Genomic DNA, 17,355 nt, shown 5'->3' with positions numbered 1-17,355 from the left:
ATTACAAATATGAAATTAATATATGCATACCTAATCATTTTTCTCGCATTCATAAGTTGTTATGATGACAAGGGAAATTACGATTACACATCATTAAATAGTGTTACAATAGAACCATTCTCATTTGGTTCTATTAGTTACGGAGATACTCTTCAATATTCACCGGAATTAACATTTAGCGGGGATACTACCTCTAGCAATTTTGACTTCGAATGGACATTATTCGGAACAAAAAAATTCAAGTCACGTGACCTTTTCTATATTACAGATACGATAGGCTCAGGTATCATCATCCTGCATATCACAGATAAAAAAACCGGAGCGATATATAGTCAACACACAATCCTCACCACCAAATCACCTTATGAAACTGACGGATTTGTGATCTTATCCAGAGGAGCAGGTAACGAGTCCATTCTATCCTACCTTCGGCAATCTTACAATTCAAATTATAATGCCACGGAAACCAATTACTATACTTATAAAGATTTTTATAATGTCTACGAGGAGATCAACAAAGAATCCTTAGGACAAGAGCCGGTAAGAATCATGCAACATTTCCACGAATCCGATTATAACCATAATAGTGAAACCGGAAGTTTTTGGATTTTACAAGGTGGTAATAATTCGCTCGATGTATCCGGAATCAGTTTCGAAAAGGATGTGTTGTTAAAAGATCAATTCCTTGATGGTGTCCCTGCCGGATTTGAACCATTCGATATTGTTGATATGACTTGGAGTACCTTCGTGATTGGAAAAGACGGAAAAATGTACAGCCGCAAGAAGAGTAGTCAATTCCTATTTAACACAGGTTATTTTCTAAACGATCCGGTCACTTTTGAAGAAAACGGAGTCACCCATGAAGTAAACGGTCTTGGAGTTATTCACCATCGCTATACAGCAGGAAGTTACACGTTACTGTATGAAAAAAATTTGCATAGATTTTTACTAATCATGGATAGCGACCAACAAGTTGCCGGTAAAGTCACGGCACCATTCGTTCCACACGATGCATACGAATCAAGTGACGTCACACGAATTGATAACCTCGGGGACATGAAAATGATTCATTGTGGCGCATACAAATGGAATAATTATCCGGACGCTATCAGATTCCATGCAATTTTACAAGACCCTGAAGGAATCTTTTATTCCTATGATTTTGGTTTAAATAGCACCAAATATGGAGACGAACCTGCTATATCAACCATAAAACAACAAGTATTACCGGAAGCAACACAACAAGTATTAAGTAATATTATCGGCAACGGTAAAAACATATTCAACACCGGTTACACAGACGCTAGTGCATGGGGAATAAAACAACTTCTAGGATATGTATTAATTACCCATAACAATGAATTATGGTTACTAAACCGCACTACAGGAACTATCATCCTATATGACACGTTTGAGGCTGATATCACATCTATTGACACTGAAATATATAATGCTTGGATCGCAGGAATCGGATTAGCAAACGGGAAATTTTACGTGGAAGAAGTTTCTGCACCAGCATACACCAATGAAGTACCTCATAGGATGTTCTCTTTTGAAAAGAAATTTGGAGAAGAAATTATTAGCGTGAGATTCAAGAATGGAAGTACGTGGATGTAATGTAATTCATTCAAGCAAGGACTAAAAAATTCATTCCAAGTACAATCGTAATATAAAACATCAAGCAAGAGCCCGCCTAACAAAAAAAAGTTAGGCGGGCTTCTTACATTTTATAGTGCAAATACAACTCTTGCGACACGGTGTCCACAATACCCCTTCTCTAATAATCTTCTTTTATCTTACCAAACACTTCCGCCTATACCAATGAAATTTTCTATAGAATACATTCTTGGGAAAAAATTATTAGTGTAAGGCACAAGAACAAAAAGGGGCTGAATTCTAAACACTGAATTCAGCCCCTTTTCTATCCCGAGTATCTACTTTACCACTTAGGTGCTTTCTTTAAAGAGCGATTAATCAAATATAATAAATAATCGTAATGTGCTTGGGTTTCAACATTTCCCGTGCCTTTGCGCTGGTTTATTAATTTGATAGCTTTCCCGTAAAGGGCATTCCACAAATGATTTGTATTATCTACCGCGACATTCTGTACCAACCAACGACTGCCAAACCCTGCTGTCGGATTGGTTTTCAAGGCATTATCCACAAGACGCATCTCTGTCGGGATTTCAACATTGCGCATTTGTTTGATTTGGCGTAATATCTCTTCTTCACTTGGTATTTTGGGTGTTGTTGCATATACTTGTCCGAACGGGTCTTTCTTACCGTTAAAATCGACAAGATCACGAGTCCGACGGATAAATTCGTTTTGCATAATACGCTCTGCCTCTGTAACATTTTTGCCTTTTATCGTGGAGTCCCAGATGTGGGCGTAAAGATCTTCAAGGTATTCTTGAGGGGTATAGTTGTCTTTATCCCTATATGCCACGAGGGACAATCGCTTGGTGATGAACAATTCGGTTGTTACGTTTTGCATGCTAATCAAATAAGTTTGTAGTATGCGGCGAGCTTGCGAACCGTCGAATGCCAAATTCTTCGTTACGCTGTAATTGTCAATCCAATCCATGTTTTTCAACTCATTCATGACAAAAGCCAAAGAACGTTTTTGTAAATCCTTGCTTAAAGGTATAAACGAAGGCATAGCGTCACCCACGAAATGTTCGTTCAATTTGAATCCCCCGATATTTATATACACGTTGAACAAGTATTGTTCAAAATGATATACCAAATACCTGTAAAGCATATTCCGGTATTCGTAATCAATATCTTGATTATCCAACCAATCGTTCATGTTCTCAAGAATGTATTTCAAATTCTTGATACCGTAAGTACTGGCTTTAAGCGCATCATCGCCCAAATCGTTCGGGAGGGCAGTCGGATCGAACGTGGTCAACAAGCGTTGCCTTTTGCCATAGCGGAAAATAGGATCTCCGGCTTTTTCAGCAATCCATTTTTTGACTATTTCATAATCCGCTTCTCGTGTCATGGCCGCAGGGTTAGGTTGATAAGCTACTTGCACGGTGTAGTAATCGGCAGGTCCGATTTTACTCTGAACGAGTACCACGTTCTTATCTTCCGGTTGTGCCACGTAATTATATCCCAATTCATCCATAATCGACGGACTGATTCCGTATTGTTGGGTGAAAGAAGCCGAACGCAAGGAGTCAGTCGGGTAAGCATTGGAAGCGGCAGCGTTGCATAGGAAACCCAGCATTGTTCCCGTATTGTTGGCAACCATGGCTTTTAATCCTTCACCGAAAACTTCCAAGGGTAATTTCATATTACGAGCCCGGGCGTCATTGGATGCCGTTTGAATGAAACGTCCGTAATTGATTTGGCTTAACACGTCATGGAAGATAAAGAGGGAAGCCGTCATAATTTCACCGGAACGAGGATCAGCCCATAGGGGACCCGGCACAGTACTGTATATGCTGGTCGGGGCATAACGAATACAATTGAACGCGATATTATCCGGGTCAAAATTCGGATCATCTTTTGGGAAAGGCTTTACTTGAATGGCATTTTTGAAACCGATAGCTTCAAATGCTTTATTCCATTCAAGGACACCTGCCGTGATATATTCGCTCCAGCCTTGCGGGAAAAGATTGTCAATATAGAACACGATCGGCTTTACCGGTTCCACGAGTTCGCCCCGTTTATAGGCTTCCATGTCCTTCGGTTGCAAATTCCAACGAGTCATATAGTGTGTCATCGTGGCACGATCTACCTTCGTGTTCATATTCATTCGGGCTATCGTGTTGATATTAACACGAGGATCTGCCAACCGAGGACACATGATATCTTTCTCTTCCGGGAGAATCATAAGGGTGCGGTTAAGTTTTGCCGTCACGGGCTCATCTTTGGCAACAAGATATTGCCCGCCTACAATAATATCCTGGTCATAGTTTAAAGTCGTGACAACAGACACGTTATTTTCAAAAGCTTTTATCGTGTCGATTTTTGAAAGTTCCTTTTTGAATTTAACGGCACGACCTGCCCAACCGTATTCTACGGTACGTTTACTCGGTCCCCAAAATGGATTCATTTCATCCCGATGTTCCGTGAAGAACGCTGTCATATCGACAACAACCGCACTGCTATCCGGGGTGTAAGTTTCTACTTTGAATGTATTAATTATAGCCGGGGCGCTACTTTTCCGGATAGCTTCGCGTGTGTTTTCGTCTTTTGAATCCGTATAAATTGGTGTCTGTCCGTTCGCGAGCAATTCCACTATACACATTTGCAAAGTCGAATCCCGTAGAGTAAAGGTCACGTGCATTGGTTCATAAGGCATTTGCCCCACCAGACCGTTACCGTTATCGCTGATTTCCACGATGGTTGAGCCTAAAAGGAATTCCCGGTTTAATAATGTTTTCGGAAATTCAAAATAAACTTTTCCATTCACTTGGCGGAGCGTGAACAATCCTTCTGCCGTTGTTACTTTTTTATCCTTGAAAAGTTTTTCGTATTTCGTCAGCTCCGGACTTTCAACTTTTTCCGTTTTTTTCTTTTTCCGTTCGCTCTTTGCCATGACATTCACCGTGTTTGTCAAACAGAAAGCCACGAGCAATAAAATGGATATAACTATATTTCTATTCATTACTTTAGTTTTTAATTTTAAGCATTTATTCCTTCCTATTTCTGAAATCTTCGATCATTTCCAACAGATAAGCGTGGTGCGCCCGTGTGTTGAAATTACCGGTTGCCCGTTTACTTTTTACCGTTTTTTCAATGCGGTCAAGTAGTGAAAAATACAGGTATTTCGTGTTATCGTGAGCAACGTTGTAGACCGGGTATTGGAACCCGAATCCCGATGCCATGTGTTCTCCGCAACTGCAAGTACGGCGCAACATGGGTTTCTCCGCGATAGGAGGTCCTTTTACAGTCCAGTTAACAGGTAATAATGAATTTAATAGAGAAGACAATATCGTTTTCTGCAAAAGCATGTCGATAGCAGAAAGGTTTTGCCCCTTGAGTGTCGGTTCCCACACGAGAGCATGCAGGTCATTCAGGTATTCTTTGGATGAGTAGGAGTTCGGATCCCGGTACTCGCCTAAGGATATTTTTTTCGTGTTGACAAGTAAAGCTGCTGCAAAATTCTTCACGAGCCTTTCCGAACGAGGGGTGCTTACTCTTAGGTTTTCTGTTGCTTGGGGGTTATCCAACCATTCCAGTTGTTGTAAATTTTTAATCAAGAACCTGAGCGATTGTTTTTGCTTCTCCTTGGGAACAACCGTGAACGAGGGGCGAGGATCGTTTACCTCGTGTTCATTCAAGTAAAAACCACCTATATTCATCAGTGCATTGTAGAGATAACCGAAACATTGATTGACGATTTCTCCATAAATATTTATCCGGTAATCAAAATTCGGATCTTCCTTGTCCATCCACTCGTTCATGTGTTCGAGAATGTATTTCAAGTTTTTGATACCGTACTCTCCTGCCTTCACGGCGTCATCCCCCAAATCTTCCATCAGTGCGCTAGGGTCATACACGGCTTGGAGTTGTTGTTTCCCGTAACGGAACATCGGGTTGCCGGCTTTCTCGGCAATCCAGCCTCGTACGATAGCGTTCTCTTCTTCCGCTGTTTTTGCCTCGGGGATGGGTTGGTAACCTATTTTTATGGCATAAAAGTCATAAACCCCGATATTGGGAGGCGTCAACCGCAAACCTTTATCACCGGGTTGGGCGATGTAATTATTACGGGCATAGTCCATAATGGAAGGAGTTGTACCGTATTTTTGCGTGAATGAAGCGGAACGCAGCGAATCTACCGGATAGGATGAAGAGGCTCCCATGTTATGCATCAACCCCAAGCAGTGTCCCACCTCGTGAGCGATAACATAGTTAAGGCTTTCATCTAATATGTCTTGTGGCAACTTTTTCGTGCGCACTCTTTCATTTACTTGTGCTGTTTGCACGAAACGCATATCGTTCACGAGCTTGATGACATCGTGGTAAATGTACACGGAAGCATTGATAATCTCCCCGGTACGAGGGTCTGTCCACGAGGGCCCCATCCCATTAGCCACATCGATAGGCGCATAACGGATGCACGAATATTTCAGGTTGTCCGGGTCAAATTCCGGGTCATCCATCGGGAAATCTTTTGCCTGCATCACGTTTTTAAAACCGATTTTCTCGAAAGCGGCATTCCATTCCAAGACTCCCGCATGGATTGCTTTTTTCCATTCAACCGGAAATGTATTGTCGATGTAGAACACGATGGGTTTCACCGGCTCGACCAATTCACCCCGCTTGTATGCCTCCATATCCTTCGGCTGCACGTTCCAGCGATTCATGAAATAAACGTATTTTGAGCCATCCCGCTTTACACTGATATTCTGTTTCACTGTAGTAAAAAATCCGATCCGGGGATCCGAAATCCTGCTCCTCATCATATGCTCCTCGTCCGGTAACAGAATGATAGAGCGATTAACTTTTATCGTTACAGGCAACTTAACCTCTTTATTCTCTTGGCTTGCAATCGTGTAATTCAAAGAGGAGATGATCGACACATTATCCTCGAACGCTTTAATGTCATCGATAAACGACAACTCCTGCTGGTATTCCGGTGATAATTTAACTCTCCCGTATTCGGCTTTTATCCCGTACGGGTCAAAAGGCGAAACGCGCTCGTCATCACTCAAAAATAGATCTGTCATGTCAATAACCACGGCTGTACTGTCGTTATTGAATGCTTTTATCTCGTACGTTTTGATAATCGGCGAGATAGAGCTTTTCCGGATGGATTGTTTCAGTTCATCTTCCCGGCTATCCGAATACTTCGGAATCACTCCCCACGGTTGCGTGATTTGAAGCAATTGGATAGAGGAATCCCTGCGGGCAAAAGCCAAATGCAAAGGTTCTTGGGGCTTTTGCCCCACGAGCGAATAACCGTTGTCGCTTGTTTCCCTGATCGTGGAACCAAGCAAAAATTCTCGATTTAGAAGCGTCAGCGGGATTTCAAAATAGAGCTTTTTATCTGTTTTATGGAGGGTAAATACCCCTTTACGGGTTACAAATTTTTCCTCCTTGAACAATTTATCATATTTGCTTTCCCGGGTTGCTTCTTCTGTCTTGTCTTTATTCTTTCTTTTCCTGTTCCCGCCGAAACTATCATCGGGTAATGCCGTCACGAGTAGGAAAAGAGAAGAGATGAATATAATGAACCCTTTCGTCATAATACTGATTTATTTTTTATTTATGCTGTCACTTGTAATTTGTTACTTATCTCTGAGAAAATCCTCGATTAATGATAACAAATAGTTATAATGAGCTTTGGATTCGTAGGTTCCCGTATTTTTATTCGCTTTTAGCGTGTTATGAATCCGGCTTACCATCCGATGCAATAAATGTTTTTGGTTGTCATTGGATATATTCTCCACGTACATGATGTAATTAAAACCGAATGTTTCATTTAATGCTTGCCTGAAATCATTGTCACGTTTGAAATTCAAGAAATTCTTTTCAGTCGTGTTCGCGTGTAATGCCGAGTTCTGGCTCAAAGAATTCATCATTTGCATGGCTTCATAAACAGGCATCTTTGTTTTGGCAAATGTTGGAATCTCCGGTATGGGATTACTCCTAAGCAAAAAATAGTCCGATTGAAACATTTTTTCGGTTAGTGGATCAGCTTCTTTAAGCAAGGTTTCAAGGAAAACTGTTTGCAACAGCATTTCCGACGCCGTGGGGGTTCTTCCTTTGATAGCGGATTCCCACACGTGGCTATACAAATCGTCAAGATATTCTCTCGGCGTGTAGGCAACGTCCGGTTCACGGTAGGCTGCCAGTGATATGCGTTTCGTGTTCAACAATGTTCCGCTGAATTCTTTCAACATGAGTCTTGCCGTTGAACCGTCAAATTCAAGGTTTTTAACCACGTTGATATCATCAATCCATTCTAGGTTCTTCAGTTCTTTCATGATGAATGCCAGCGAACGCTTTTGGATTTCCTTGGGGACAACCTTACATGTAGCGTAAGGATCTCCCACGTAATGTTCGTTGATATAAAATCCCCCGATATTCGTTTGAGCATTTGTCAAGTAACGGGTGTATTGAGTCACCATATCATTGTAAATACTTTGGCGGTAGGTGTAATCATGATCTTTATCGTCCAACCATTCATTCATATGTGCCAAAATATATTTCAAGTTCTTGATACCGTACTCCCCGGCTTTTACCGGATCATCACTCAAGTCCTCTGTCATGGATGAAGGGTCGAATACACCGTAATACACCTGTTGTTTCCCGTAGCGGTACTTCGGGTCCCCGACTTTGTCGCTGACGAATTTTCTTAATACCGGAATTTCTTCCGCGGTAGTATTTGCTTCAAGAATCGGTTTATACCCGTATTCGATAGCGTAATAGTCATACACGCCCAAGTCGGGAGGGGTTAATTTAACACCTTTATCTCCGGGTTGCGCAATATAATTGTAACGCGCGTAGTCCATGATAGACATCGTTGTCCCGTATTTTGCCATAAATTCCGCATCCCGGTACTTCTCAACAGGAATAGCGGCAGAGGCTGCCATATTATGCATCAGACCCAACGTGTGCCCGATCTCGTGGGCAACAATGTAACGCATACTTTCTTTCACCACATCCTCCGGTAATTTGGGTGTTCTCACGCGTTCATCCAATTGTGCCGTTTGCACGAAACGCATACTGTTTACCAATTGGATCACGTCGTGGTAAACCAACACGCTAGCGTTAATAATCTCGTTGTTTCTCGGATCTACCCATGAAGGGCCTTGTGCGTTAGCCATCCCGATCGGGCAGTAACGGACGCAATTATATTTAATATTATCCGGGTCGAATTCCGGGTCGTTTGTCGGGAAATCTTTGGCTACCATCACGTTTTTGAAACCGATTTTTTCAAAAGCCTTGTTCCATTCCAAAATACCTTGGCGAATCGGTTCTTTCCACTCCTCGGGGAAAGCGTTATCCACGTAGAACACGATCGGTTTCACGGGTTCCACCAATTCTCCCCTCTTGTAGGCTTCCACGTCCTTCGGTTGCACGTCCCATCGGTTGATAAAGTATATATCTTTTATACCGTCTTGCGTGGTGCTGACATTACTTTTGTAACCGAAGAAATACCCCACCCGCGGGTCGGCTATTCTCGGGCGCATACTTGGCTCTTCGGGGAGCAAAACCAGAGAACAGTTTACTTTTGCCGTCACCGGTTCGTTGTGGGCAAACATTACTATTCCCATGTAAATAATATCTTGCAAATAAGACAGACTGGAAGTGATGGATATGTTGTCCTCGAAAGCTTTGATTTCATCAACGTAGGAAAGGTCTTTTTGGTATTTTATAAATCTAGCCGCCATCCCGTAATAAGTTCTTTGGCTATACGGGTCAAAAGGTTGCAGCCAACTGTTATTGCCCACGAAAAACTTAGTGACATCAAACACGACGGCAGTACTATCCGGGGAATAAGCTTCTATTTTGTAAGCATCCATCACTGGGGCAAAATTTCCTTTCGCCATAGCAGCTTTCACGTTTGGATCTTTTGTGTCCGAGATCATTTGTGTCTTGCGTTCATTGCTCACCTCTTTCATTTGAACAGTACTATCTGCTAATGAAAATTTGATGTGTACCAAAGGATTGTTTTTCTGTCCCACCAGCGCATTGGAGTTGTCACTGATTTCAGACACGGTTGCTCCCAGAAGCATTTCTCTCTCCATCAAGGATAATGGAAATTCCATGTATACTTTTTGATCCATCTTGTGAAGGGTAATCATTCCTTTCACTGTTGTACACTGCTTTCCCTTGAATAATTTTTCGTACTTGCTTTCTGTCTTCTCTTCGACTTTTGCATCTTTTTTCTTGGACTTTTTCCTTGCCTCCGAAGTGAACGGCACGCAAAGTAAAGCCACCAGAATAATTAAAACTCTGATTTTCATAAATACTTTTGATTTAAAACATACAATAATATACCCGATCTATTTTCAATAGATATCTTCTGACATTTCGAGTATCGCGAAGAATCCCCTTACTTGGAGATTCTTCGCTTCACTCCGAATAATGACGGTTTTATTTAATTCCACCCCCAATTATCTCCGCTTCCAACTTTGAATCGTACATCGACAATTTTACCCAAATTCATTGCATTTTCAGGAGTTTGCCATATTAATTTTTCTTCATCTGTTTGCAAGTTTTTCCCATCTCTCATGTTAAGAATGACAAACTGTCCGTTATCCAAACCAATTCCGGCACGTCTGTGGTACCATACCTCGGCATTTATTGCCGTGACATTACCTGTACAGGTATAAAATAATTTAATTCCATCTTTGGGTGATTGCCTGCAATAAAGATAGAGCTCTTTATTTTTGGATATGAGTACATAATCTGATGCATCTTCAAAAGGCAATGTGTATATCACACTATTGGAATTTATATATGGAGCCAAATCTATTTCATTGCGTCTACAATCGCTTAGGTATAAATTTGAAGAAGCCCAATCCCGATTTACAATAAAATCTTGAGCCCAGTATTTTCCGTCTTTGTCCTTTAAAATCATAAAGAAACCGACGGGTTGTGAAACTCCCAACGAAGGATTATAATATCCAAGGTGAATCAATTCATTATCTCCCAAATTGTCCAAAGGAACCCAACCTGTCGGGATATCTTCCGAAGGTTTGCCCGGCATTACTTGTGGTTTGCTTAGATTCGTGGAACTGTAAATATCCGTTTGATCCAAAATTACGACCAGACGATTGTTTTCAAAGTCATGGAGTGTTGCAAAACCATTTTCCTTGAATGTCGAGAGATAGATGTGAGCGTGTAATTCTTCTCCGTCCAATGTCACAGGTGTTTGCAAATAACTGCTGGAATGATACAAGTCATCACTGACTTTAACCCGAGAGAATATTTTCCCGTCATAATTTTCTATCAAATCAACTCTTTTCATAGACATGGTATTGACAGGTTTGAAATCAACCGGTAATGTATGGTTTGCAAAGGCCTCATCGATCGTGATCACTTTTTGGAAGGTAAGACCGTCCAGATCGACCATACCTTGTCCTCCTTGTTGTACCACCATGATATTAGCGGCAAGATCATGATTATTATGTGTATTGCAAAAATGTTCATGCAGTTTGACTGGCAAAGTCCCTAATTCGCTATGGCTTTTCAGCTTATAGACGTCTTCGTATACAATATTAGCCCAAACGTCTTCACCTTTCTCGTTTTCTTTCGTGTGTTCTTTCACGAACGTCAGGTAAGATTTCTGGTCTTTATCTCCCAGGACAATCCACCCGTCAACATTAAACTCGCTGCTTATAGTATATGACTGGCTTTGAATATAAGTAACTCCCGTGTTAGGATCAGTTATACGCAAAACAAGATAACCACTGGATAGCGTGTCCGTGATCCAATAAAAGTCTTTTTTGTTCCACCCCGGACGTGTTTTGCCACACCATTCCCATGTATACTTCAACCCTTCTGTTTCAACTCCTCTGCTGAATGTTAATTCCGGCTTTATATCTATGGTGTCACCAACTGCAAGAGAAGTACTTCCTGTAAATTTCCCAATTTCTATGGTGTTGATATCGTGATAAGAGTAATTCCCTTTATCATCATAGCAATTCGTGAAAAATAAAACTATAATGATGAGTGAAAATATATTATATTTCATATTCATAGTTTTTTCATTTTAAATTAATAGCAAGGGATTATCATTGGAGCACCTCCGGCTTCCGTGATGTCATTTTTGGGATCGTTATCGGCAAGCGAAGCCGCAATTGCATCTTTGAGTTGTAATGACAATATTCGCATTTCCCATGGTTCTTTGCCTTCAAAGGAGATTTCTCCGGTCACACGTATAAAGGCATCATATTTTTCCGGGGAAAATATCCCTAAATACATCTCAATAACCGTGTTATCCCACCATAGAGGTCTGCTGGTAATATTGTCATAACGAAGCTGTGCCGTTTGTTGGTAATAATAACCCGGTTCAAAGTTTTCATTCTCCGCCAACATGATTTTAAGGAGATATGATTTTGCCTCCAAATTCTTCTTTGAAACCTCTATCCACAACGTGTCTGTTGTGCGATTCGCTCTGAAGACTGGAGGTTGGGGTAACGTGTAATCTCCTGCGATAGCTGTCGTTAAGGAATCGATAACTTGAATTTTGTATTCAAGGTCCACCCCGGCAGGTTCTCCGATCAGTGAGACAATGAAAGGAACCTTTAATGTATTTTCCCCGGGATAATGCGAGAAAGAAACATAGGCTGTGTCTATTCTTCCCTTCGTAGAAATAAATAATTGGCGATGTGCAGTATTATATAAATCCGTTTCTTGTTCTGAACAAGCAAAGAGGACGGATAATAATCCTAATATGATAATGTATTTTTTCATATCTTTTGACGTGATTAATTAATAGTTTCACTTTCGGGTAAAGGAAGGATAAACGCTTCATCCGGCATGGATCTCTTGGGTTTGATGTTGAGTTTCTTGTAGTAGAACCACAACTGACCTTCTCCGACAAACTCTCTTTTGGCTTCATTAATTAACTCCGAGTTAAATTCGGTCATCGACGTGATATCCAAACGACCAACAGTACAATTCCGTCCCCGACGTACAATATCCAATTCGTTAGTCGCCTCTTTAAACATATTCGAGTGTGCGTAATATTCTGCCCGGATATAATACATCTCGCTTAAACGGAGCATAGGTATCATAATTTCATTCGTCTGCGGATCGCTTGTGGCATTAAGAGAATATTTTAAAGATTGATACCACCAGTCATTAACTTCTGCGACCAATTTTTTTCCACGATAGTCTGCGGGATCATCAAACATATCCTCTTTATCATAAATGTCCAAATATAATATTACCTCCGGCGTATTATAATATGATAAATAATTATCCAGAAGTTTTTCATTTGACAATGCAAAAATCAGATCGTCATGTAATTTGGGTTTCGCACTAATGCTTTCTTCGGGAGTAAACCGGAATAGGTTCGCCGAATTATCTTTAGCATCAATAATGATTTGTGTTGTATTGAATGCTTCTTGATATTTACCAACGTAAGCGTATGCGCGAGCTAAAACAGCATTAATAGCGTAATAATTCATCCGGAAGCCTCTATAAGCCTCAAAAATATCCGTAATTCCTAAGATCGCCGTGTTCGAAGACGAACTTGAAAAGCGGTAATAATAACTCATTCTGTCTTCCCGTGTGCCTAACGTGTCATACGGGGCCACCAGATCTTTTGCCGCGTTAAGATCCCGGATCACTTTTTCCATCACGTCGTTGATCGTTGCTCTGGACTCGTAAGTCGAGGGGTATTTCTCGAAATAAGGGATATAAGTTTGACCGTCATCTTTGGAAGGAGCAAACAAGCGCACCATTTCAAAGTGAAGGAAAGCCCGGAGGGCTAAGGCTTCTCCTTTAATTACATTTTTTTCAAGTTCTTCTCCCGCGAATTTTAGCGGATCCTCTCCGTCGATTCTTGACAACAGATTATTGGCATTTGCTATCGAATTATAAGTTTTCGACCAGATATTGTCAATTAATGGTTTTACATTTTTATCCTTGTAATTATAATCGGCGATTGTACTCCAATTTTTGGGTAAATAACTTACATCATAATACCGTGCTAATACATCGAGAGCACCCCATGTCATTTCCCGACCATACATACTACCGGCTGCCATATTTTGGTATATGCCGTTTAGTGCGTTTCTATATCCAAGTCCGGTTTCAAATAATTGATCTTCATCAACTTGATTTTTCGGGCTTATTGTCAACCAATCATTACATGAAGTTAATGCAGTCAACAAAGTTATAGCAATAATAAATTTCGATATTTTCATGTTTTTTCTTTTAGAAGCTAGCTTTTAATGAAAAATTTATTGTTCTGGCAAAAGGATAACTTAGACCTCTTTCTTCTTTTACCGAAGACCATCTCACGAGATCCTCCGCCCCAATCTCAAAACGCAACATACTTAATCTGGCTTTTTTTACCCAAGGTTGGGTGAAATCATAACCAAGAGAGATAGAACTTAAAGATACCATATTATAATCTTGAACAAACCGAGAGGTAGGATTAGTTGTTTCAATTCCACCGGTTCTACCGCTTTCCAGTTTTTTAAATTTTGCCTTATCGCCGGCTTTTTGCCACCTATCTGTTAATACTCGTTTATCAACATTCTCGTTGTAAATATCAGCATTCTCAACCCGGTCAACCAATGTCTGGTTATAACGTTGTCCTCCAAATTCATACATAAAATTGGTGAACAGGGAGAAGTTCTTATAGGTCAAGTTAAAACCAAATGAACCTTGAGCATCCGGATCGGTGCATCCGATAGCCACTTGGTCAGAGGTATTCCACACGTCGGTTAAAGTCCCGTCCGGTCGAATAAAAACTTCATTACCGTTAGACGGGTCGATACCCATGGAGCGTACTCCCCAAATCGTGTTCATGGATATTCCTTCCACGTATTTATTAAAAGGCTTACTCGTTGAACCGTCAAAACGACTGTTCGTTTTGAAATACTCGTCGACTTGCGTGTTATAGTCTCTCAAACTTTGAGCAATTTTCATCAGTCTATTTTGATTATGCGACAGATTGCCGAAAAGAGCCAAGTACAGGTCTTGCTTCCTGATAATATTCATCCTCAAATCAATCTCGTATCCCCTGTTCCTAACCTCTCCGATATTATCCTTGTACGTGTTGAAACCCGTGGAACTCGGAACTGTTACACTATTGATACAATCGGTTGTTTTCTTGTTATAATAAGATGCTTTGATATAGAAAAGGCGATTTAATATACTCAATTCAACCCCGACATCTAAAGTATTTGTCGTTTCCCAAGTGAGGTCTTTGTTACCTAAAGCCGTTAATGTAGCCCCAGCTCCTGTCTGATACCATTGTTCATCATTTATCGAATAAATCGTTTTAGCTTCATAATCCGAGAAATTGACATTCCCGGTTTGCCCGTAACTACCTCTAATCTTCAATTCATCAATATACTTGTAGTTATCCATGAAAGCGTAATTGTGAATATTGATACCGAAACCGGTTGACCAGAACGGGGCATATTTACGGTCGCTACCGAACTTAGACGATCCGTCAATACGCCCGGAAAAATCAAACAGGTAAATATCCCGGAAACTATAATTTACTGTGGCTATTGCCCCGAATAATCTGCTTTTCCCTTCCGACTGGGTTGGTTTCTCGTAAATTTCTTTCGCGTAATTGGGTGAATTCAGTGAACCTGATGGGAAGCCTTTATAGAAAGCAGACCCACTTTCACTATAATCTTCTTTTGTATTTATACCTACAGTGAAATTCACGTTATGTTTATCGAAAGTACGATTATAAGCTAATAACAAGTTCATATCCCAATTGAAGGATTCCCCGTTTGATTTCCTCAATTCTCCGGAATAAAGATGGGTCATGCTCAACGGTTCCGCATTCTGCTTGGAAAGCGGATCGAGAAATCTATCTCCATGTTCGACAGTTCTGGTAATACTAAAGGTCCCCTTCAATAATAAATGTTGGGTTATATACCAATTAGCACTAAGATTGTTGATAAATTCTTCTATTTTAGATTTATCATAATTCATCAATGTCGATTCGTAAAGGGGATTTTCCCGATAGTCAGTATCCGTGCTTGTCTTGTCATAGTCTTGCAAGCGCTCAAGGTATTTCCCGTTTTCATCTTTGTAAGTATCATAAGGTTGAGCATAAGCGTATTTTGAAAAATCGCCGTATGGTGATTCTGCCGATTTAGTCAAGTTATAGCTTACTTGATTTTTTACTTGCAATTTCCCTATCCGGTAATCTACGTATAGGGCTACCCCGATATTATCCCTGTAAGAACCAATCATAACACCCTTGTTCGTATTATAGCTGAGATCGAGTCCGAACCGAACGTTTTCCGAACCTCCTTCTATAAATAGACTGTGTTTATGATTGAATACGGTTTCAAGAGGTTTTGCCAACCAATAAGTATCAATACCTTTCTCTATATTAGCAAGTTTCTTGTTATACTCTTGATCTCTGGCAATTTGGAAATCTTCATCGACATAGCAGCCGGCTAACTTCTCGACCTCCAACTTTTCTCTCGCATTGAGAAGATCATAATCCGACAGGTCGGGAGCGACCACGGAACCGGTAAAGCTATACGAAACATTCAATTTGCCGGGTTTCGGGGCTACCGTTGTGATAACCACAACACCATTGGCGGCGCGTGAACCGTATAGGGCGGTTGCCGCAGCATCTTTTAATATAGTGATGCTCTCGATTCTATTGATGTCGAAGTCGTACAATTTTTGCACACTAATCTCGAATCCGTCCATGATAAACGTCGGAAGATTCGGGTTGTTCTGCAAATTACCTTTGGTCGTGTAATTCGGATCCAGTTGCTTTATTCCGATACCGGATTCACCGCGAATATACATTTCCGGTAAGGCATTCGGGTCTGAGCCCCATTGGTTGTTTTCTTTGATGCGGAAAGAGGGATCGAATGCTTGCAGCGCTTTAATTACATTCGTTTTAGATGCCTTTAAAAGTTCCTCTTTTTTTACAGAAACCGTGTTTCCAGTGAAACTTTCTTTTCTGATGTTGGCGTATCCCGTCACGACAACCTCATCCATCTCCTCCACGTCTTCTTTCATCGTAATAACCAATTCTTTTTCATCATTTTTCCGTTCATCGCTCAAACGGTAATGGATGGTTTCCATCCCAATAAACGAGAACACCAAAATTGTACTATCCATTTTGGGTATCTCAATTTTAAACTTACCATCCGCATCTGTTACCACACCCAGTTTAGTTCCCTCTATAAGAATCGTAACTCCGGGCAACGGTACACTTTTCTCGTCTACCACCTTACCCTTGATTTGCCGGGGTTTCTCCTGTGCTTTTTCATCCTTAGCCGGAGTGATGATGACTACATCATTTTGAATAACATAAGACAAAGGCGTGTCCTTCAATAACTCGTTCAACACCTCTTCCAAAGTAGCATCCTTCACACTCAGATTCCGTTTCCCATACTTTATGACCTCTTCCATCTGGTACAAAAAACGATAACCTGTTTTTTGACTCACATTCGTGATAGCTTGGTCGATGGTAACGTCTTCCAAATTCATTGTCAATCTTACAACCTGAGATTTTGCACCTACCTGCAAGAAGAAGAGGGACATGAATAGAAGAAGAAGGCTGCGTTTAAAAATAAATCGCATCTTTTTAAATCTTTGCATCCCGCTAAAGACTTCAATTCCGTTTTTTTTCATACTTTTACATGCTTAATGATTAATGATTGACTTTTTAATCGTTATTAAAACTCACTTAGGAGCAGAAAATAGGACCAATATTTT

Annotated in this window: 8 protein-coding genes; 1 reads left to right on the top strand and 7 read right to left on the bottom strand. The window is 40.7% G+C overall.

Going from position 1 to position 17,355, the window contains the following annotated elements; translation table 11 throughout:
• Window positions 1-9 precede the first annotated feature (9 nt).
• Window positions 10-1,617 carry a PKD-like family lipoprotein gene (locus L0M98_RS20490; RefSeq protein WP_227217502.1) on the top strand — a complete coding sequence of 536 codons (1,608 nt, stop codon included), beginning with the start codon at window positions 10-12 and terminating at the stop codon, window positions 1,615-1,617.
• Between the two features lie 322 nt (window positions 1,618-1,939).
• Here L0M98_RS20490 and L0M98_RS20485 read toward each other — a convergent pair whose 3' ends face one another.
• The 7 genes from L0M98_RS20485 to L0M98_RS20455 all read right to left on the bottom strand — a co-directional run bounded on the left by L0M98_RS20485 (window position 1,940) and on the right by L0M98_RS20455 (window position 17,271).
• Complete coding sequence (locus tag L0M98_RS20485; RefSeq protein ID WP_227217503.1) at window positions 1,940-4,618, bottom strand: zinc-dependent metalloprotease; 2,679 nt, start codon at window positions 4,616-4,618, stop codon at window positions 1,940-1,942.
• 25 nt (window positions 4,619-4,643) lie between these two features.
• Window positions 4,644-7,202, bottom strand: a complete 2,559-nt coding sequence (locus L0M98_RS20480) for a zinc-dependent metalloprotease (protein WP_227217505.1) — start codon at window positions 7,200-7,202, stop codon at window positions 4,644-4,646.
• A 42-nt stretch (window positions 7,203-7,244) separates the two neighbouring features.
• Window positions 7,245-9,929, bottom strand: coding sequence for a zinc-dependent metalloprotease (locus tag L0M98_RS20475; protein WP_227217509.1), 2,685 nt, complete (start codon window positions 9,927-9,929; stop codon window positions 7,245-7,247).
• Window positions 9,930-10,063: 134 nt separating this feature from the next.
• Window positions 10,064-11,668, bottom strand: a complete 1,605-nt coding sequence (locus tag L0M98_RS20470) for a PKD-like family lipoprotein (protein WP_227217510.1) — start codon at window positions 11,666-11,668, stop codon at window positions 10,064-10,066.
• A gap of 17 nt (window positions 11,669-11,685) precedes the next feature.
• Window positions 11,686-12,384, bottom strand: a complete 699-nt coding sequence (locus L0M98_RS20465; protein WP_227217511.1) for a DUF4843 domain-containing protein — start codon at window positions 12,382-12,384, stop codon at window positions 11,686-11,688.
• 14 nt (window positions 12,385-12,398) lie between these two features.
• Complete coding sequence (locus L0M98_RS20460; RefSeq protein WP_227217512.1) at window positions 12,399-13,844, bottom strand: RagB/SusD family nutrient uptake outer membrane protein; 1,446 nt, start codon at window positions 13,842-13,844, stop codon at window positions 12,399-12,401.
• A gap of 10 nt (window positions 13,845-13,854) precedes the next feature.
• A complete protein-coding gene (locus L0M98_RS20455) occupies window positions 13,855-17,271 on the bottom strand; it encodes a SusC/RagA family TonB-linked outer membrane protein (RefSeq protein ID WP_227217513.1) in 3,417 nt (1,138 codons plus the stop codon).
• Between the last annotated feature and the right edge of the window lie 84 nt (window positions 17,272-17,355).

The organism is Butyricimonas sp. DFI.6.44 (genome assembly GCF_022132345.1).
Taxonomy (GTDB): Bacteria; Bacteroidota; Bacteroidia; order Bacteroidales; family Marinifilaceae; genus Butyricimonas; species Butyricimonas muris.
This window is presented reverse-complemented; position numbering and strand designations above follow the sequence as displayed.

Coding starts and splice junctions, on each gene's coding strand:
- L0M98_RS20490 (WP_227217502.1), top strand. CDS start 10: ATGAAATTAATATATGCATACCTAATCATTTTTCTCGCATTCATAAGT.
- L0M98_RS20485 (WP_227217503.1), bottom strand. CDS start 4,618: ATGAATAGAAATATAGTTATATCCATTTTATTGCTCGTGGCTTTCTGT.
- L0M98_RS20480 (WP_227217505.1), bottom strand. CDS start 7,202: ATGACGAAAGGGTTCATTATATTCATCTCTTCTCTTTTCCTACTCGTG.
- L0M98_RS20475 (WP_227217509.1), bottom strand. CDS start 9,929: ATGAAAATCAGAGTTTTAATTATTCTGGTGGCTTTACTTTGCGTGCCG.
- L0M98_RS20470 (WP_227217510.1), bottom strand. CDS start 11,668: ATGAATATGAAATATAATATATTTTCACTCATCATTATAGTTTTATTT.
- L0M98_RS20465 (WP_227217511.1), bottom strand. CDS start 12,384: ATGAAAAAATACATTATCATATTAGGATTATTATCCGTCCTCTTTGCT.
- L0M98_RS20460 (WP_227217512.1), bottom strand. CDS start 13,844: ATGAAAATATCGAAATTTATTATTGCTATAACTTTGTTGACTGCATTA.
- L0M98_RS20455 (WP_227217513.1), bottom strand. CDS start 17,271: ATGAAAAAAAACGGAATTGAAGTCTTTAGCGGGATGCAAAGATTTAAA.